General features: G+C 74.1%; 16 protein-coding genes. 10 read left to right on the forward strand and 6 right to left on the reverse strand.

The annotated features are described in order from the left end of the window. The first annotated feature begins 302 nt into the window (after positions 1-302). Both ACQP26_RS12980 and ACQP26_RS12985 read left to right on the forward strand, forming a co-directional pair. Positions 303-1526 (forward strand): multidrug effflux MFS transporter, encoded by a 1224-nt coding sequence (locus ACQP26_RS12980; protein ID WP_433495843.1) that lies wholly within the window; start codon positions 303-305, stop codon positions 1524-1526. Between the two features lie 49 nt (positions 1527-1575). Next, on the forward strand, positions 1576-2151 hold the full coding sequence (locus ACQP26_RS12985; protein WP_433495844.1) for an adenylate kinase: 576 nt from the start codon (positions 1576-1578) through the stop codon (positions 2149-2151). On the opposite strand, the gene ACQP26_RS12990 is transcribed toward ACQP26_RS12985, so the two are convergent. The 3 genes from ACQP26_RS12990 to ACQP26_RS13000 are packed head-to-tail and all read right to left on the reverse strand — an operon-like array spanning position 2152 to position 4300. Continuing rightward, a complete protein-coding gene (locus ACQP26_RS12990; RefSeq protein ID WP_433495845.1) occupies positions 2152-3099 on the reverse strand; it encodes an acyltransferase domain-containing protein in 948 nt (315 codons plus the stop codon). A 48-nt stretch (positions 3100-3147) separates the two neighbouring features. Next, positions 3148-3459, reverse strand: coding sequence for a TraR/DksA family transcriptional regulator (locus ACQP26_RS12995; RefSeq protein ID WP_269706734.1), 312 nt, complete (start codon positions 3457-3459; stop codon positions 3148-3150). A 1-nt stretch (position 3460) separates the two neighbouring features. Continuing rightward, positions 3461-4300 (reverse strand): cell shape-determining protein MreB, encoded by an 840-nt coding sequence (locus ACQP26_RS13000; RefSeq protein WP_433495846.1) that lies wholly within the window; start codon positions 4298-4300, stop codon positions 3461-3463. Between the two features lie 450 nt (positions 4301-4750). On the opposite strand from ACQP26_RS13000, the gene ACQP26_RS13005 reads away from it, so the two are divergent. Further along, the gene (locus ACQP26_RS13005) at positions 4751-4981 is read left to right on the forward strand and encodes a potassium transporter TrkA (RefSeq protein ID WP_269706732.1); all 231 of its coding nucleotides are present in this window, start codon (positions 4751-4753) and stop codon (positions 4979-4981) included. A gap of 42 nt (positions 4982-5023) precedes the next feature. On the opposite strand, the gene ACQP26_RS13010 is transcribed toward ACQP26_RS13005, so the two are convergent. Then, complete coding sequence (locus tag ACQP26_RS13010) at positions 5024-6250, reverse strand: PucR family transcriptional regulator (RefSeq protein ID WP_269706731.1); 1227 nt, start codon at positions 6248-6250, stop codon at positions 5024-5026. A 79-nt stretch (positions 6251-6329) separates the two neighbouring features. Next, positions 6330-7280, reverse strand: a complete 951-nt coding sequence (locus ACQP26_RS13015; RefSeq protein WP_433496135.1) for a hypothetical protein — start codon at positions 7278-7280, stop codon at positions 6330-6332. Between the two features lie 189 nt (positions 7281-7469). Here ACQP26_RS13015 and ACQP26_RS13020 point away from each other — a divergent pair, with 189 nt between their 5' ends. From ACQP26_RS13020 to ACQP26_RS13050, 7 genes are read left to right on the forward strand one after another with little or no spacing between them, the layout of a single operon-like run. Then, positions 7470-10304, forward strand: a complete 2835-nt coding sequence (locus ACQP26_RS13020) for a Na+/H+ antiporter subunit A (protein WP_433495847.1) — start codon at positions 7470-7472, stop codon at positions 10302-10304. Then, positions 10301-10759 (forward strand): Na(+)/H(+) antiporter subunit C, encoded by a 459-nt coding sequence (locus tag ACQP26_RS13025; RefSeq protein ID WP_269706729.1) that lies wholly within the window; start codon positions 10301-10303, stop codon positions 10757-10759. The genes ACQP26_RS13020 and ACQP26_RS13025 overlap by 4 nt, the downstream gene beginning before the upstream one ends. Further along, positions 10756-12327, forward strand: coding sequence for a Na+/H+ antiporter subunit D (locus tag ACQP26_RS13030; RefSeq protein WP_269706728.1), 1572 nt, complete (start codon positions 10756-10758; stop codon positions 12325-12327). Before ACQP26_RS13025 ends, ACQP26_RS13030 begins: the two co-directional genes overlap by 4 nt. Continuing rightward, positions 12324-12926, forward strand: coding sequence for a Na+/H+ antiporter subunit E (locus ACQP26_RS13035; RefSeq protein ID WP_281578148.1), 603 nt, complete (start codon positions 12324-12326; stop codon positions 12924-12926). Before ACQP26_RS13030 ends, ACQP26_RS13035 begins: the two co-directional genes overlap by 4 nt. Continuing rightward, positions 12923-13186: a monovalent cation/H+ antiporter complex subunit F gene (locus ACQP26_RS13040; protein WP_269706726.1), complete on the forward strand. Its 264-nt coding sequence runs from the start codon at positions 12923-12925 to the stop codon at positions 13184-13186. The genes ACQP26_RS13035 and ACQP26_RS13040 overlap by 4 nt, the downstream gene beginning before the upstream one ends. After that, on the forward strand, positions 13183-13581 hold the full coding sequence (gene mnhG, locus ACQP26_RS13045; RefSeq protein WP_269706725.1) for a monovalent cation/H(+) antiporter subunit G: 399 nt from the start codon (positions 13183-13185) through the stop codon (positions 13579-13581). Before ACQP26_RS13040 ends, mnhG begins: the two co-directional genes overlap by 4 nt. A 30-nt stretch (positions 13582-13611) precedes the next feature. Then, on the forward strand, positions 13612-15204 hold the full coding sequence (locus ACQP26_RS13050) for an amidohydrolase (RefSeq protein ID WP_433495848.1): 1593 nt from the start codon (positions 13612-13614) through the stop codon (positions 15202-15204). Between the two features lie 43 nt (positions 15205-15247). Here the strand turns inward: ACQP26_RS13050 and ACQP26_RS13055 are convergent, their stop codons facing one another. Beyond that, entirely contained in the window at positions 15248-17002 is a 1755-nt protein-coding gene (locus ACQP26_RS13055; RefSeq protein WP_433495849.1) for an exo-alpha-sialidase, read from the reverse strand. Positions 17003-17122: the final 120 nt, after the last annotated feature.

Below are 17122 nucleotides of genomic sequence, written 5' to 3' on the forward strand. Positions count from 1 at the left end.
CGGGGCTCACCCGGAGATGTCGTCGTCGCCCGTCATGTCTGGTCTCCCTGCTGCTCGGACCGTCCGAGCCTAGATCGTGCCGGTACACCGTGCAACGACGTTGCGCGCCCGCCGGTCGCGCCGGAAACCGCGCCGCAGCGGCGTGACCTGCGTTACCTCTCGCCGATGCGGGAATGTGATCACCGGAGGCGCATTTGACTCAGGGTGTGAGTGCCGCACCCTCTTCCGCCCGGTCGCACGTCGGCCGGACGGAAGTAACCCAGACGACCGATGCCACCCCGACGCCCACCCCGGGCGACCTGATGAGCCGAGGCCGGCGCCTGAGGCTCGTGCTCGTCCTCGGCTCGCTGATCGCCGTGGGTCCGCTGACCATCGACATGTACCTGCCCGCGCTGCCCGCGATCGTCACGGACTTCGCCACCACGTCGGCGGCGGTCCAGCTGACGCTCACCGGGACGCTCGCCGGGCTCGCCGTCGGGCAGCTGCTGATCGGGCCGCTGTCGGACGCGGTCGGGCGGCGGCGTCCGCTGATCGCCGGTCTCCTCCTGCACATCGTGGCCTCGGCGCTGTGCGTCGTCGCCCCGAACATCGCCGTCCTCGGCGTCCTGCGCGTCGTGCAGGGCCTCGGTGTCGCCGCGACCGCGGTGGTGGCGATGGCGGTGGTGCGTGACCTGTTCAGCGGGTCGGCGTTCGCGACCATGCTGTCCCGGCTGCTGCTGGTGATGGGCGCAGCGCCGGTCCTCGCCCCGACGCTGGGCGGCGGTGTGCTGCGGTGGACCGACTGGCGTGGCGTGTTCGTGGTCCTGGGCGTCTTCGGGGTGCTGCTCGTCGTGCTGGCCACGCTCGCCCTGCCGGAGACGCTGCCGCCCGCGCGCCGTCAGCGCGGCGGGGTCGTGGCGACGGTGCTGAACTACGGCGGGCTGCTGCGCGACCGGGTCTTCGTCGGCCTGGTCCTGGTGGCCGGCCTGGCCATGGCGGCGCTGTTCGCGTACGTCGCCGGCTCGTCGTTCGTCCTCCAGGACACCTACGGGCTCGACGAGCAGGAGTTCGGGCTGGCGTTCGGTGCGGGGGCGGTGGGCCTGATCGGCGCCACCCAGTACAACGTGCGGCTGCTGCGCCGCTACTCGTCCCAGTGGATCCTGGTGGCCTCGCTGGTGGGGGGCACGGTGGCCGGGCTGGCGCTGCTGGTGTTCGCCGCGACCGGGTTCGGCGGGCTGCCCGCGCTGCTGGTGTCGCTGTGGGTGGTGCTGGCGGCGGCGGGTCTGGCCATGCCGAACGCCCCGGCGCTGGCCCTGTCCCGCCACGGCGAGGCGGCCGGCACCGCGTCCGCGCTGCTCGGTGCGGTGCAGTTCGGCGTGGGCGCGGTGGCGGCGCCGCTGGTGGGCGTGCTCGGCACCGGCGCGGTGGCGATGGCCCTGGTGGTGGCCGGCGGGATGGTGGCGGCGCTGCTGGTGCTGCTGGTCGTGGTACGGCCCTCGCAGCTCGCCGGCCTGGAGGCGGATCCGGCGGTCGCTGTCGCGCACTGACCGGGCCGCCCGGATCGCGCCGGGTGCGCGCGGTGCCTACGCTGCTGCCATGAACCCCCCGGCCCGCATCCTGGTCGAGGGCATCCACGGGTCCGGCAAGTCGACGCTCGCCGCGCTGCTCGCGCAGCGGTTCGGTCTGCCCTGGTATCCGGTCGACGACCTGCTGTGGGAGCCCGGCTGGGTCGAGGTGCCGGTGGCCGAGCAGCGTCGCCGGATCGACGCGATCTGCCGGCGCGACAGGTGGATCCTCGACGGCGCCTACCACGGCTGGCGGGACGTCGTCCTCGGCCGCGCCGACCTGGTGATCGGCCTGGACTATCCGCGCGGGGTCTCGTTCCGGCGGCTGCTGCGCCGCACGCTCGGGCGTCTGGCCAGCGGGGAGCAGATCTGCAACGGCAACCGGGAGACGCTGGGCAGCGTGCTGTCCCGGGACTCCGTCCTGGTGTGGCACCTGACCGGGTTCGGCCGGGCGCGTCGGCGGATGCGGGCCTGGGCGGCCGACCCGGCCGGGCCGTCGGTGCTGCTGTTCGACGACCCGGCCGCCCTCGACGACTGGCTGGCGCGCGGAGCGCCGGTGACGCCGCGGGCCGGGCCGGACCGGGACGGCCTGCGACCGCTGACGTGACTACATCGGGAAGCGGCCCTGGCGCCACTGCCAGTGCCGGCCCGCCCGCAGGTGGTCGATCACCGCGCGCTGCAGCGCGGTGCGGCGCGGCAGCCGGTCCAGCGGCGTGTCCAGGGTGCGGAACACGAACCGCAGCACCTCGATGTCGCCGTCCAGCCCGGGCAGGTCCTGGTAGGGCTCCACGGCGAACCGCTGCTGGAACCGGATGATGTTCGAGTCCTCCGGCAGGTATTCGCGTAACTGCGGGTCGAGCAGCCAGGAGCCGCAGGAGAACGCGGTGTAGTGCTCGCCGGGGAAGTGGCGCGGGAAGAACGCGCGGGCCCGTTCCAGCGACGCGTCGACCGCCTCCGGGGTGAGCGGTCCCGAGTCCGGGATGTGCAGGCCGATCGCGTCGCCGTCGCCGCGCTGGTGCTGGAGCCGGCCCAGCTCGTAGAGGCCACCGCGCACGTGCAGCGTCAGCCAGCTCTGCATGACCGGCCAGCCCTCACCGTTCATCCGCCGGTCGACAGCGAGGTTGTTGCCCAGGTCGGCGAGCGTCGCCCAGGACACGTCGTCGGGGACGCCGTGGTCGCGGTGGTAGGCCCGGGTCACGTCGACCAGGGCGAGGTACGCGTACGCGTAGAGGTGCCGCCAGGCCAGGCCCCGGTCGCGGGGCAGCGCCGGGCCCGGTGGCAGCCAGCCGAAGCCGCCGAGGTCGGCGCGGACCAGGGCGATCGAGCGGTCCAGCAGCCAGCGCAGCTCCGGGGTCCACAGTGGTGAGCCGGGCGCCGGCCAGCCGGCCAGGATCTCGGCGGCGTCGTCGGGGCGGACCGCGAGCCGGTCCAGCAGCGCTGGTGCGTCCGCCCGGGAGGGCAGCGGCGCCGAGGGCAGGTCACCGGCGAGCCGGCGCACCCGGTCGACCTCCTCGGCGGGCACGCCGAGCCGGCCGGCGACGTCATCGACATCCATGGCGGTGACGCTACCGGCCGGCGCCTGCTCCGACAGCCCCGTGCGTGGTCAGCGCCGTTGCTGACACGGCACGCAGAAGCGGGCCGAGGGCAGGATCTCCAGGCGGGCGGTCGGGATGTCCTGCCCGCAGCGCTCGCAGACGCCGTACGTGCCCTCGGACATCCGCTTCAGCGCCTGGGCGGTGTCCGCGACGCCCTGCCGGGCGGTCTCGATCAGCCGGCGCAGCGTGTCCGGGTCGTGGCCGCCGTGGTCGGGCTGCCGCGTGTGCACCGTCAGCTCGGTGAGCTGGTCGGTGTACTCGCCGAACTGCCGGTCCAGCAGTTCGCGCAGCGTGTCGGTGCGGTTGAGGGCGTGCGTCATGTCAGGCGCTCCTTTCCGGGCGGCGCGGGGTGTCGTGCGGGTGTCGCAGGGCCGAGATGGCGGCCATGCCGGCGCCGGTCAGCGCGGCGGTACGGGGTGACGCGGCCCGGTGGACGGTCGCGCCGAGCGTGGCGACCAGGCGGGCCGTCACGTCGGGCCGGGTGGCGCCGTCACCGATGACGATCGGGCCACGGGCCAGCGCGTCGCGGACCCGGGGCCGCAGCGTCGCGTCCTGTCGCAGCTCGCGTACCAACCGGGCGGTGGTGTCGGCGAGCATCGCGGCGGTCGTCGCGTGGTTGAGGTCCCGGGTGCCGACGTCGGCCCGGCGGGCGGCGACCACCCGGCCGTCCTCCAGCAGCGCCACCTCGGTGAGCTGGGCGCCGATGTCGGCGACCAGCAGCGTGCCGGCGGCGGCACCGGCGCCGATGGCGCCCGCCCGGACGCTGTCCAGGAACAGCAGCCGGGACGGCGCGAGCACGGCGGCGAGCACCCGCCGGGTCGCCTCCTGCTCGGCCGGCGCGGCGAGCACCGGCCGGCAGGCCACGACGAGCGCACCGACCGGCACCGGGGTGCGGTGGTCGCGCAGGATCCGCCGCAGCTCGGAGACGCAGGCCGGACCGTCGACGATCCGGCCGCGCCGGACCACGGGGCTGCGCAGGCCGTGGCCGAGCGGGACGCTCAGCGTCCGGCCCGGGCCCAGCCAGATCCGCAGCAGGCTGCTGCCGAGGTCCACGGCGACGGGCGCCTCGTCGACGGCCGCCGGCGGGCGGCTGCCGTGGGAGCGGCCGATCAGCATGCCGGTACGGGCCGGTGGGCGAATGGTGGTGAGAGGGTGCGGCATACCGACCTCTTTCGGATCAGGGTGCCCAACGGGGCGGTGGATCGTGCGGGGGAGGGGCGTGGCCGGGGACGCGGGCGCCGGATCAACTCGACGGCGCCGGCGGGCCGGGGCTCAGACGCGCTTCTGGTCGCCGCTCGCAGATCGGGACGCGACGAGACCGGCGAACACCGGTGGTGGAGCCATCGACGTGCGGGTCATGCTCACCACCTCCTCGCTTCTCGGGTACCGCCTCGGACCTCCAGCGTCGCCGGGAACGGCACGCGCGGCAGTGCGCACCACCGGCGAAGAAAGGGCGCAATGATTGCCGGTGGCCGGAACCCGGATTCGCCCACCCCCCGTGGCTATGGTTGACACATGGAGGTCGCGAGCCCATCTCGAACATCCACCGCGTCGCCGTAGCGCCGGCCGGTTCCGGCGGCACCTCGGCGGCCGTGCCCGAAGGAGGTCCCCGTGATCATCGAACGTACGACCCTCCCCGGCATCGGGGTCCGGCACACGCTGGTCACCGAGGAGGGCCGTCGCATCGGGGTGATCGACTACCAGGTGGGCGGCCGCCGAGACGTCGTCCACGACGACCCGGACGACCCGGACCGCATGGTCACGTTCACCCTCACCCGCGACGAGGCGTCGGCCCTGGCCAACCTGCTCGGCTTCCCGGAGCTGGTGGCCGTACCGGCCTGAGCCGCCGGTCACACCGGCGTCGGCCCTACGTCGGCGTCGGCCCTACGCCGGCAGGGGCCGGCGCGGCCAGTCCAGCGCCCGCGCGCCGAGCACGGCGGCGTGCAGCGTGAACCGGTCCCGCGCGTCGGCGGGGTCGTAGCCGCTCAGCGCCCGGATCCGGGCCAGCCGGTAGGTGACGGTGCGCACCGACACGTGCAGCCGGCGGGCCGCCTCGGTGGCGACCTCGCCGCAGGTGAAGTACTCGTTGAGCGTGTCCAGCAGCGGCTCGGCGCCGCCACGTGCCTGGGCCAGCGGCGTCAGCACCGCCCGTACCAGATCGACCATGGCGGGCTGGTCGCGCAGCAGCACCCGGTAGATCAGCAGGTCGTGCGCGTCGATCACGGACGCCTCGCTGTGCAGCCGCCGCGCCGTGGTGAGCGCCTCCCGGGCCTCCTCGTACGAGCGGGCGATGCCGTAGACGCCGGGGTGCGGGCGGCCCACCGCGATCTGCCACGGCCGGCCCCGCACCAGCCGGTCCAGCTCACCGTGCATGAGCGCGCCCAGGTGGCCGGTCGCGCCGGCGTCGCGGCCCCGGTCGGCGGCCACCGGGTCCGCCGGGGCGACCACCACGAGCAGCCCTTCCTTCGTGGCCACCAGCACGTCGCGGTCGCCGAGCCGGTCGAAGATGACCCGCTCCAGCGCGCTGATCGCCGCCTCCGTGTCGGGCAGTCGGCGGCCGGGCGCGGCGAGGGCGACCTGGTGCACCCGGGCCAGGTCCAGGCCGAACGGCTCGGCCCGCTCCACCAGCCCGCCCAGGTCGGAGTCGCCGCGCAGCAGGTCGTCGACGAGTTCCCGGCGCAGCGACTCCTCGCGCCGGACCAGTTCCCGGCGGGCCACCGCGTACCCCTCGGCGAGCGTGGCCACCGCGGTGTCGACCACGTGCAGGACGGCGTCGGCGGCGGCACGGACCGCCTCGCTGTCGTCGGACCGGTCCAGGTGCGGCAGCTGCCGCCAGACACGCCGCGCCGCGGACAGGTAGAGGCGTACCGCGCGGCCGGCGGAGATCCCCTGCTCGGCCGCGCGCCGGCCCAGGGCGCCGACCGCGTCGAGTTCGGCGCGGCGCGGGCGGCGGCCGGTCACCGCCGCGTCGGTCAGCAGCCGCAGGTAGTCGCCGAGCAGCTCCACCGGCACGCCGCCGGCGTCGGCGCCCGCCTCACGGGCCACCTCGGCCAGCCACTGCTCGTCCTCGCCGCCCGCGACCGCGGGCGGCCGGCGGACGCTGTCGGTCATCGTGGTCTCCCCGGACGGGGCCGGCACCGGACGCCGGCCCATCGCACCAGCCTAGGCGGCGGGTCCGGCACGGCCCGCGTCATCGTCGCGCCGGCGGTTCCGGGTCGATCACCAGCACCGCGCCGGTCCGCCGCCCGTCCCGGGGCCCGCGGGTCAGCAGCTCCGCCGTCCGCGCCGGGTCGTCGCCGGCGGCCACCTGATCGAGTACGCGCAGCCAGCGCTGCCCGTGCGCGTCGGTGAAGCCGGTGCCGGCGACGGCGATCGGGCGGCCGGTGACCGGGCCGGGCACGGCGGGTTCGCCCGGCTCCGTCGACCCGATCGCCGGTCCGGCCGGCACTCCGGCGAGTTCGGCCCGGCCGTCGGCGGCGACGACGAGATCCGGTGAGCCGCAGCGCACCGCCCGCACCGACCCGGCGCGGTCCACCTCCACGACGGTGGCGCGCAGGTGGCCCGCCGGGGCGAGATCGCGGACCACCTTCTCCAGCGCGTCGACCAGGTGCGGCAGTGCGCCTCGCGGCGCGGCGGCGGACCGGTGGAACGCCTGCTCGATCGCGCGGCGCCCGGCGGGCGTGTCCAGCGCGGCGCCGGTGACCGTGCCGAGCAGGACGCGCAGGCCACCGCCGCGGACCGGGACGGCGGCGCCGATCTCCCCGGCCGTGCCGCAGATCGCCAGCGCGGCGCTTCCCGGGCCGGCGGCGACGGTGAACACCGCGACGTCCGGTGGCCCGGCGGCGCGCGCCACGGTCGCGGTGCGCGTCCGGCGGCGGGCCCAGGCCAGGACCGGCACCGCGGCCAGGCTGGCCGCGGAGGCGAGCAGGGCCTGCGGGTCGCTGCGGTGGCCGGGGATCACCGGTACGACGACCGACAGCACCACCAGCACGCCCGCCCATGCCGACACCAGCGCCGCGACCCGGGGGCGGGCCGAGACACCGAGCAGGCCCGGCAACAGCACCCAGCCCAGCGGCGTGCTGACCTCGGCGAGGCCCATCAGCATCGCGTTTCCGGTGGTGCCCGCCAGGGCGGCTCGCATCGGCAGCACGTCGGCCACCCTATCGGGCAGCCGCCGGGGCCGAACGGTGTACCGGGCAGACCAAATCTCACTCCTTACCCGAAACACAGCGGAGCTGACACGACACGTTCGCGTGATTCTCTCGACATACCGTCCCGCGGCCTCGCCGGTTAGGGTTGACGTACCGCAGGTCGATCTTGAGGAGTGTGTGTGCTGGTTCTGGTGGCGGTCCATGCGTTCGCAGCCGTGACCGCCCCCGTGCTGGTACGCCTCCTGGGTAGACGTGCGCTCTACCTGCTGGCCGCCGTCCCGGCGGCGGCGCTGGTCTGGGCGCTGACCCGGACCGAGACGGTCCGCTCGGGCCGGCCGGTGGTGGAGACGGTCACCTGGGTGCCGCAGCTCGGGCTGGACCTCGCACTGCGGATGGGCACGCTGTCCTGGCTGCTGGTGCTGCTCGTCGGCGGCGTCGGCGCTCTCGTGCTGGTCTACAGCGCGCGCTACTTCGACTCCGACGATCCCAGCCTCGGCCGCTTCGCCGCGGTGTTCGTCGCGTTCGCCGGCGCGATGCTCGGCCTGGTGGTCTCCGACGACCTGCTGCTGCTCTACGTGTTCTGGGAACTGACCACGGTCTTCTCGTACCTGCTGATCGGCAGCGATCCCACCAAGCGGGACAGCCGGCGGGCCGCGATGCAGGCGCTGCTGGTGACCACGCTGGGCGGCCTGGCGATGCTCGCCGGATTCGTGATGCTGGGCCAGCACGCCGGCTCGTACCGATGGTCGGAGATCGCCGGAAATCTGCCCGAGGGCGGCTATCTCACCGTCGCGCTGGTGCTCGTCCTGCTCGGCGTGACCAGCAAGTCGGCGATCTTCCCCTTCAGCTTCTGGCTGCCGCGGGCCATGGCCGCGCCCACACCGGTCAGCGCCTACCTGCACGCCGCCGCCATGGTCAAAGCGGGCGTGTTCCTGGCCGCGCTGATGGGCCCGGCCGTCGGCCAGGCCACCGTGTGGCGCGCCCTTCTGGTCGGCGGCGGCCTGATCACCCTGTTCCTCGGCGGCTGGACGGCGCTGCGCCAGGTCGACCTCAAGCTGCTGCTGGCGTACGGCACCGTCAGCCAGCTCGGCCTGCTCATGGTGATCCTCGGCGCGGGCACCCGCGACACCGCCCTGGCCGGCGCCGCGATGCTGCTGGCACACGCCCTGTTCAAAGCCACACTGTTCCTCGTCGTCGGCGTCGTCGACCACGTCACCGGCACCCGCGACCTGCGCGAGCTCAGCGGCCTGGGCCGGCGCGCGCCCGTGCTGGCGGCCGTCGCCGGGCTCGCCGCCGCGTCCATGGCGGGCCTGCCGCCGCTGATCGGCTTCGTGGCCAAGGAGGCCGCGCTCGAGGCGTTCCTGCACGGCGGCACCGTCGAACTGGTGGTGCTCGCCGGCGTGGTGGCCGGCTCGGCGCTGACCGTCGCGTACACCGCGCGGTTCCTGTGGGGCGCCTTCGCCGCCAAGCCCGGCGTGGCGGAGACCCGGCCGCACCGGATCGAGCCGGCGTTCATCGGCCCCCCGGCGGTGCTCGCCCTGGCCGGCCTCGCGGTAGGCGTCCTCGCCCCGGCGGTGGACCGGGTGCTGGCGCCGTACGCCGACCAGTTCCCGACCGCCGACCCCGGCTACCACCTGGCGCTCTGGCACGGCCTGACCCCGGCACTGGGCCTGTCGGCGCTGGCGGTGGCCTCCGGGATCGGGCTGTTCCTGCTGCTGCACCGCCGCCGTCCCTACCTGCCACGGCTGCCCTTCGACGGCGCCTCCGGGTACGACCGGCTGGCCGGCGCCGTCGACCGCGCGGCGGTGGAGCTCACCGGCGCCACCCAGCGCGGCTCCCTGCCGTTCTACCTCGGCGTGATCCTGCTGGTGCTGGTGATCATGCCGGGCGGCGCGCTGCTGGCCGGCGCGCCCTGGGCGCAGCGGTTCCAGATGTGGGACACGCCGCTGCAGGCCGTCGCGGGCGCGGTGGTCGTCGTCGCCGCGCTGGTAGCCGCCCGCGCCCGCCGCCGGCTCACCGCGATGATCCTGGTCGGGGTGACCGGCTACGGCACGGCGCTGCTCTTCATCCTGCACGGCGCGCCGGACCTGGCCCTCACCCAGTTCCTGGTGGAGACCGTCACGATCGTGATGTTCGTGCTGGTGCTGCGCCGCCTGCCGCGCCGGTTCTCGGCCCGCCCGATCCGCGCCACCCGGCGGTTCCGGGTCGCGCTCGGCGTGGCCGTCGGCCTGGTCACCGCCGGCATGGCGTACGTGGCGGCGGGCAGCCGGACGGCCATCCCGATCTCGGTCGGCTTCCCGGACGAGGCGGTGTCCTACGGCGGCGGCAAGAACGTGGTCAACGTGACGCTCGTCGACATCCGTGCCTGGGACACGATGGGCGAGATCGCGGTGCTGGTGGTGGCCGCCACCGGCGTGGCCAGCCTGATCTTCCGCCGCACCCGCGCGCTGGACCTGCGCAGCGGCATCCCCGGCGCCGGCCGGCAGCAGTCGTCGCGCCCGCGCTGGCTCACCACCGGCGCGACCTCCCGGCAGCAGTCGGTGATCCTCCAGGTCGTCACCCGGCTGCTCTTCCACGCCATCCTGCTGTTCGCCATCTACCTGCTCTTCTCCGGCCACAACGCGCCGGGTGGCGGGTTCGCCGCCGGGCTGGTCGCCGGCCTCGGCCTCGCGGTGCGATACCTGGCGGGCGGGCGTACCGAACTCAACGGCGCCGCGCCGGTGGACGCCGGCCTGGTGCTCGGCGCGGGACTGTTCGTCGCGGTCGGCACCGGCGTCGTCGCGATGCTGCTGGGCGGTGAGTTCCTGCAGAGCGCGACGCTCGACTTCCACCTGCCGCTGCTGGGCCACGTCCACTTCGTCACGTCGGTGTTCTTCGACGTCGGCGTGTTCCTCATCGTGGTCGGCCTGGTGCTGGACATCCTGCGCAGCCTGGGCGCCGAGATGGACCGCCAGGAGGAGGACGACGAGCAGGAGAACGAACCGGCCGGCGTACGGGAAGAGGAGCTGGTGTGAGCCCGAACATCCCCAACCTGGTCTACATCCTGGTGATCGGCGTCCTGTTCGCCACCGGGGTCACGCTGCTGCTGGAACGCAGCCTCACCCGCGTCCTGATGGGGGTCATCCTGCTCGGCAACGGCGCGAACCTGCTGCTGCTCACCGGCGGCCGGGCCGGCGGCCCGCCGATCGTCGGCACCTCCGCCGAGGAGGACATGTCCGACCCGCTGCCCCAGGCGATGGTGCTGACCGCGATCGTCATCACGCTCGGCATGACCGCCTTCCTGCTCGCTCTGGCCTACCGGAGCTGGCACCTCAACGGCCACGACGAGGTGCAGGACGACGTCGAGGACCGCCGCATCATGGAGCTGGCCGACCGGGACGAGGGGCCCGGCACCGCCGACGCCGACGTCGCCGACGGCAGTCCCGAGGCCCGGGTCCTGGCCACCGCCGAGGCGGAGGGGGGCCGATGACCTGGCTCGTTCCGCTGCCGGTGGTGATGCCACTGCTCGGCGCCGCCCTCACCCTGCTGCTCGCCCGGCGGGCCCGCATCCAGCGGTGGGTCAGCATCGTGGTGCTCGCCGCCACCGTCGCGGTCGCCGCGATGCTGCTGGTCCGCTCGTCGCTGGACGGCCCGCTGGTCGTGGAGGTGGGCGGCTGGGTCGCGCCGATGGGCATCGTGCTCGTCGCCGACCAGCTCGCCGCGCTGATGCTCGTGGTGTCCGCCTCGGTCACCCTGTGCGTGCTCGTCTACTCCATCGGGCAGGGCATGGCCGACGGCAACGAGGAGACGCCGCTGTCGGTCTACCACCCGACCTACCTCGTGCTGACCGCCGGCGTGTGCAACGCGTTCCTCTCCGGCGACCTGTTCAATCTCTACGTCGGCTTCGAGATCCTGCTGGTGGCGAGCTACGTGCTGCTGACGCTGGGCAGCACGGAGACGCGGATCCGGGCCGGCACCACGTACGTCGTGGTCAGCCTGCTGTCGTCGCTGATCTTCCTGGTCGCGATCGGCCTGGTCTACTCCGCCACCGGCACGCTGAACCTGGCGCAGCTCGCCGACCGGCTGGACGCGCTGCCCGACGACATCCGCCTGGTGCTCCAGGGCATGCTGCTGCTCGCGTTCGGGATCAAGGCGGCGGTGTTCCCGCTGTCGGCGTGGCTGCCGGACAGCTACCCGACCGCGCCCGCACCGGTCACCGCCGTCTTCGCCGGCCTGCTCACCAAGGTCGGCGTGTACGCGATCATCCGTACCGAGACGCTGCTGTTCCCCGGCGGCCGCACCGCCGACCTGCTCATGGTGATAGCGGCGCTGACCATGGTGGTGGGCATCCTCGGCGCGGTGGCCCAGTCGGACATCAAACGGCTGCTGTCGTTCACGCTGGTCAGTCACATCGGCTACATGCTGTTCGGGGTCGGCCTGACCACCCCGCTCGGCCTGTCCGCGGCGATCTTCTACGTGGTGCACCACATCACCATCCAGACCACGCTGTTCCTCGCCGCCGGCCTGGTCGAACGCCGTGGGGGCAGCACCGCGCTGGACCGCCTCGGCGGGCTGGCCCGGCTGTCGCCGCTCCTGGCGCTGCTGTTCTTCATACCCGCCCTCAACCTGGCCGGCATTCCACCGTTCTCCGGGTTCCTCGGCAAGCTCGGTCTCGTGCAGGCCGGCGTGGACGACGGCGGGTTCCTGGCCTGGGCGCTCGTCGCCGGTGGGCTGCTGACCAGCCTGCTCACCCTCTACGCCATCGCCCGGGTGTGGAACCTGGCGTTCTGGCGGGCCCCGCACCCGGACATGCCGGGGCCGGACGACGCCGACCGGGCGTCCCGGACCGAGGGCGCGGAGCAGCCGCACGAGGGCGCCTCCCTGGCCGGTGCCGTGCTGCCGCGACTGATGACCGTGCCGACCGCCGCGCTGGTGGTGCTCGGTCTGGCGCTGACGGTGGTGGCCGGGCCACTGTTCGACATCAGCACCGACGCCGCCGACGACCTGTTGCGCCGTGCCCCGTACGTGGAGGCCGTGTTCCCGGAGGGACCGCCGTGACCAGTCAGCCGAAAGCGCCGCTGACCGCCCGTGACCGCTGGCGCAACCGGGCCATCGCCGTGACCGGCCTGGTCACCGTCTGGGTGCTGCTGTGGGGCACCTTCAGCTGGGCGAACGTGATGAGCGGCCTGGTCGTCGCCGCGGTGCTGCTTGTGGTGTTCCCGCTGCCACCGGTGACGTTCGCCGGCCGGATCCGGCCGGTGCCGCTGCTGAGGTTCCTGGCCCGCTTCCTGCGGGACCTGGTCGTGGCGTCCGCGCAGATCGCGTGGCTGGCCGTGCGGTCCAACCACCCGCAGTCGGCGATCATCGGGGTGCCGTTGCGGGTGAACACCGACCTCAACCTGACCCTCAACGCCGAGGCCCTGTCGCTGGTGCCGGGCAGTCTGATCGTGGAGGCCGACCGGAGCACGGGCACGCTCTACGTGCACGTCATCGGCATCCGCAGCCTCGACGAGGTGGAGCGCTTCCGCCAGGGCGTGCTGGAGCTGGAGCAGCGCATCGTGGCCGCCGTCGGCTCGCCCGAGGAGCTGGAGCTGGTCCGTCGATCCGCACCCACCGGCCCGTCCGGGTCGGTCGACCTGGAAGGAGCACCGACGTGACAGTCGTCGCCGTGATCGTCACCGTGTTGCTCGTCGCGGCCGGTGGGCTCACCCTGGTCCGCATCATCCGCGGCCCGTCGATCCTCGACCGGGCCGTCGCCACCGACGTGCTGCTCGCCGTGGCGGTCGCGGCCATCGCGACCGAGGCAGCCTACAGCCGGGACGCCACCGCGCTGCCGGTGCTCGTGGTCCTCGCCCTGGTCGGATTCATCGGCTCGGTGAGCGTCGCCCGCTTCGCCGCGCGGAGGAACCCGAAATGAGCCTCGACATGGTCCTGGACACCGTCGCCGGTGTCTGCCTGATCGCGGGCGCGCTGCTCTGCCTCGCCGCCGGCATCGCGCTGGTCCGCTTCCCGGACGTGCTGTCGCGGATGCACGCCGCGGCCAAGCCGCAGGTGCTCGGGCTGCTGCTGGTGCTGCTCGGCTGCGCGTTGCGGCTGCGTACCGGGGTGGACATCACCACGCTGGTCCTGGTGGGTCTGTTCCAGCTCGCCACCGCCCCGGTGGCGGCGCACATGGTCGGCCGGACCGCGTACCCGCACGACGACATCCGGCGGGACCTGCTGATCACCGACGAGCTGGCCGACCACATCGACCGGATCCGCGCGGACCGGGCCGGTGAGCCGAAGGAGTCGTCGCCGGTCCACACGTCCTGACGATCGCGAGCGCCCGAGCAGGGGGAGCCCATGAGCGACACGGTCTACGAGAACGCCCGCGTCCACACCCTCGACCCGGCCCGCCCGTACGCCGAGGCGATGCTGGTCCGCGGCGAGCGGATCGTCGCCGTCGGTGACCTCGCCGAGTGCCGGGACCGGGCCGGCAGCGGCGCCCGCCGGGTCGACCTCGGCGCAATGGCCGTGCTGCCCGGCCTGATCGACAGTCACATCCACGCCGCGTCCTACGTGCGCGGGCTCGACCAGGTGGACCTGCGCGGCACGGCGAGCCTCGACGAGGCGCTGACCCGGATCGCGCGGCACGCCGCCACGCTGCCGCCGGACGCCTGGCTGTTCGGCGGCGGGTGGGACAGCAACAAATGGGCCCGGCCGGTGCAGCCGACCCGTACCGACCTGGACCGGGTCTGCCCGGACCGGCCGGCGGCGCTGCCCAGCGTCGACGGCCACACCATCTGGGTGAACACCGCCGCCCTGGCCCGCCTGGGCATCGACGCCGCCACCCCCGACCCGCCCGGTGGGCAGATCGCGCGGGACGAAAACGGCGAGCCGACCGGCATCCTGCGCGAGGCGGCGGCCGACGCGGCGTACGCGGTGGTGCGCTCCCCGCACGCCGGTGACCTGGTGGCCCAGCTGCGCGCGCACCTGCCCCGGCTGCTCGCCGCCGGCCTGACCAGCATCCACGACCTCGACGGGCAGGACGCCCGCGCCGCCTACGAGACGCTGTACGCCCGGGGCGAGCTGCCGCTGCGGGTGCACAAGACGATCCCCGCCACGGCCCTGGACGAGGCGATCGACGCCGGCTGGGCCACCGGGGACGGGGACCGCTGGCTGAGCACCGGCCCGGTGAAGATCTTCACCGACGGCGCGCTCGGCTCACACACCTGCCTGATGACCGAGCCGTACGACGGCGAGCCCGGCAACCACGGCATCGCTGTCACCCCGGCGGAGGAGTTCGAGCGGCTGGTGGCGACCGCCGCCGGGGCCGGGATCGCGGTGGCGGCGCACGCCATCGGCGACGCGGCGAACCGGATGGTGCTGCGGGCGTACGCGCGCCGGCGCGAGTCGGCGGAGCCCGGCGCGGTGGCGCGGCTGCGGCACCGGATCGAGCACACCCAGCACCTGCTGCCGGACGACGTGCCGCTGCTCGCCCGCAACGGCGTGATCGCCTCGATGCAGCCCACCCACTGCACCAGCGACATCCCGCTGACCACCCGGATGCTCGCCGGCCGCGGGCTCGCCTCGTACGCCTGGCGCAGCCTGCTCGACGCCGGGGCCGTGGTGGCGTTCGGGTCGGACGCCCCGGTGGAGGACCCCGATCCGTTCTTCGGCATCCACGCCGCGGTGACCCGCCAGCAGCCCGACGGCACCCCGCCCGGCGGTGTCGACCCGCACGAGCGGCTCGACCTGGACACGGCGTTGCGCTGCTTCACCGAGGCGGGCGCGTACGCCTCCTACGAGGAGCACCTGAAGGGCCGGCTGCGCCCCGGCATGCTCGCCGACTTCATCGCGCTGCCCACCGACCCGTACCGGGTCGACGCGGCGGAGCTGCGGCATCTGACCGTGGCGCTGACTGTGGTCGGTGGCGTGGTGCGCTGGCAGCGCTGACCGTGTCCCGCCCGGACGCCGCTGTCCGGGCGGGACACGTCTCTCAGGCGCCCTTGACCCAGTCCAGGCCGAACCGGGCGAAGTAGATGCCGCCGGTGTCGCCCACCTCGTACAGGTTGCCGACGGTGCCGTCGGCCAGCACCGCCATCGTCGAGTAACCGGCGGCGCCGGGCTTGACCAGCGCCCGCGCCGGCCAGGTCGCGCCGTCGTCCGTGGACAGCCGGACGGTGAGGTCGTTACGCGTGGTCGGGTGCGCGTTGTTGCTGAACAGCGCGGTGCGGGTGCGTACCGGCGCCCGGTTCGCGCCGACCTCGGCGGGCCGCAGGTAGGACATCTCGTCGGCGTTGCAGAGCGGGTCGGTCAGCACGGTGCTCGCCGTCGCCGGGCCGAACGTGGCGGCGCCGTCGGTGGACGTGGCGGAGAAGCGGCTGCGGGTCGAGTTGTGCCGCATGTTCTGGACCACCGCGCCGGTGCCGCGCTCGATCGCCTTGCTCTCGTTGATGTTCCCGCCGGCGGATCCGCCGCGCCGCCACGTCGCGCCGTGGTCGTCGCTGTAGATGTTCGCGGCGTGGCTGGTGCCGGCGGAGTCCCGGTAGGCGATCGGCTGGATCAGGCGGCCGGTGCTGGTCTGGATGCCGTGGCCGGAGGAGAAGAACACCTGCCGCCAGGTGGAGTCCTTGACGGCCGGGTTCAGCTCCACCGGGGCGCTCCAGGTGGCGCCGTTGTCCCGGCTGGTGATGTAGCGCAGGTGCATGCTGTTTGGATCGTCGGCGGTGTTCAGGCCGGAGCCGCCGGACCAGAAGCTGATGCCGGGCCGGGGGGAGTAGGTGAAGAAGCAGTAGACGACGCCGGTGGCGCGGTCCACGAGCAGGCTGGGGTCGCCGACGCCCTCGCTGGTGGTGGGCGGGGCGTGGATGACGCGCGGCTGCTCGAAGGTGCGCCCGCCGTCGGTGCTGCGGATCATCACGATCTGGATGTTGTTGGTGCCGCCGCCGAGGTCGTACGAGCCGTTGACCCGGGCGTCGGCCACGGCGATGACGGTGCCGCTGTTGGTGACGGCCAGGCCGGGGATGCGGACCGAGGCGACGGTGCCGTCGTAGCGGCCGTTCCCGCCATTGAGGCCGCGGATCACGGTCTGCGTGGTCAGCAGCGTGGTGGTGGCGAGCTGCGGGTTGCCGGCACCCAGGTCGCAGGAGGTGGTGCCGCGCAGCGTGGTGTCGAAGCCCGGCGCGGTGACCCGCAGCGTGTACGGGACGCCGGCGCCGACGGTCCAGTAGTGCAGGAAGTTGCCGCCGGCGGCGATCGTGCGGGTCCACGGTGAACCGGTGCGTCCGGGCCAGGTGACGGTGAAGTCCCGGGCCGTCGTGGTGCGGTTCTCCAGCGCGAGCTGGAGGCGGCCGTTCGTGCAGTCGAAGCCGGCCAGCGCGGACATGCCGGTGCCGCAGTGGAAGATGCCGCTGGTGGTCTCGTCCAGGCCGGTCGGGGTCGTGGTGCGCAGCGTGTACGGCGTGCCGGGGGACAGCGTCCAGTACAGCTCGGCGTTGCCACCGGCGGCGACCGTGCGGGTCCACGGCGACCCGGAGCGACCCGGCCAGGTGACGGTGTAGGTCTGCGTCGTGGTGCTGCGGTTGTCGAGGTCGAGCAGCAGCCGGCCGGCGGTGCAGTCGGCGCCGACGGTGGCGGTCACGCCGGCGGGGGCGGCGGCCTGGGCGGCGGTGGCGGGCAGGACGGAGAGCAGGGTGAGGGCGGCCGCCGCGAGGACGGTTGCGCGGCGCGGTATGGCGCGGCGAGCGGACACGTGGTTCCTTCCGGGGACGGGGGAGGGGGAATCGGACGCCTATCTGACGTCAGATGTCCGATGTCTGCACGCTAGGCGGGTTCACCCTTGCCCGTCAAGGATCGGTTCCCGTCGACGTCC

The organism is Micromonospora sp. CA-248089 (assembly GCF_050948515.1).
GTDB lineage: Bacteria > Actinomycetota > Actinomycetes > Mycobacteriales > Micromonosporaceae > Micromonospora.

Coding starts and splice junctions, on each gene's coding strand:
- ACQP26_RS12980 (WP_433495843.1), top strand. CDS start 303: ATGAGCCGAGGCCGGCGCCTGAGGCTCGTGCTCGTCCTCGGCTCGCTG.
- ACQP26_RS12985 (WP_433495844.1), top strand. CDS start 1,576: ATGAACCCCCCGGCCCGCATCCTGGTCGAGGGCATCCACGGGTCCGGC.
- ACQP26_RS12990 (WP_433495845.1), bottom strand. CDS start 3,099: ATGGATGTCGATGACGTCGCCGGCCGGCTCGGCGTGCCCGCCGAGGAG.
- ACQP26_RS12995 (WP_269706734.1), bottom strand. CDS start 3,459: ATGACGCACGCCCTCAACCGCACCGACACGCTGCGCGAACTGCTGGAC.
- ACQP26_RS13000 (WP_433495846.1), bottom strand. CDS start 4,300: ATGCCGCACCCTCTCACCACCATTCGCCCACCGGCCCGTACCGGCATG.
- ACQP26_RS13010 (WP_269706731.1), bottom strand. CDS start 6,250: ATGACCGACAGCGTCCGCCGGCCGCCCGCGGTCGCGGGCGGCGAGGAC.
- ACQP26_RS13015 (WP_433496135.1), bottom strand. CDS start 7,280: ATGCGAGCCGCCCTGGCGGGCACCACCGGAAACGCGATGCTGATGGGC.
- ACQP26_RS13030 (WP_269706728.1), top strand. CDS start 10,756: ATGACCTGGCTCGTTCCGCTGCCGGTGGTGATGCCACTGCTCGGCGCC.
- mnhG (WP_269706725.1), top strand. CDS start 13,183: ATGAGCCTCGACATGGTCCTGGACACCGTCGCCGGTGTCTGCCTGATC.
- ACQP26_RS13050 (WP_433495848.1), top strand. CDS start 13,612: ATGAGCGACACGGTCTACGAGAACGCCCGCGTCCACACCCTCGACCCG.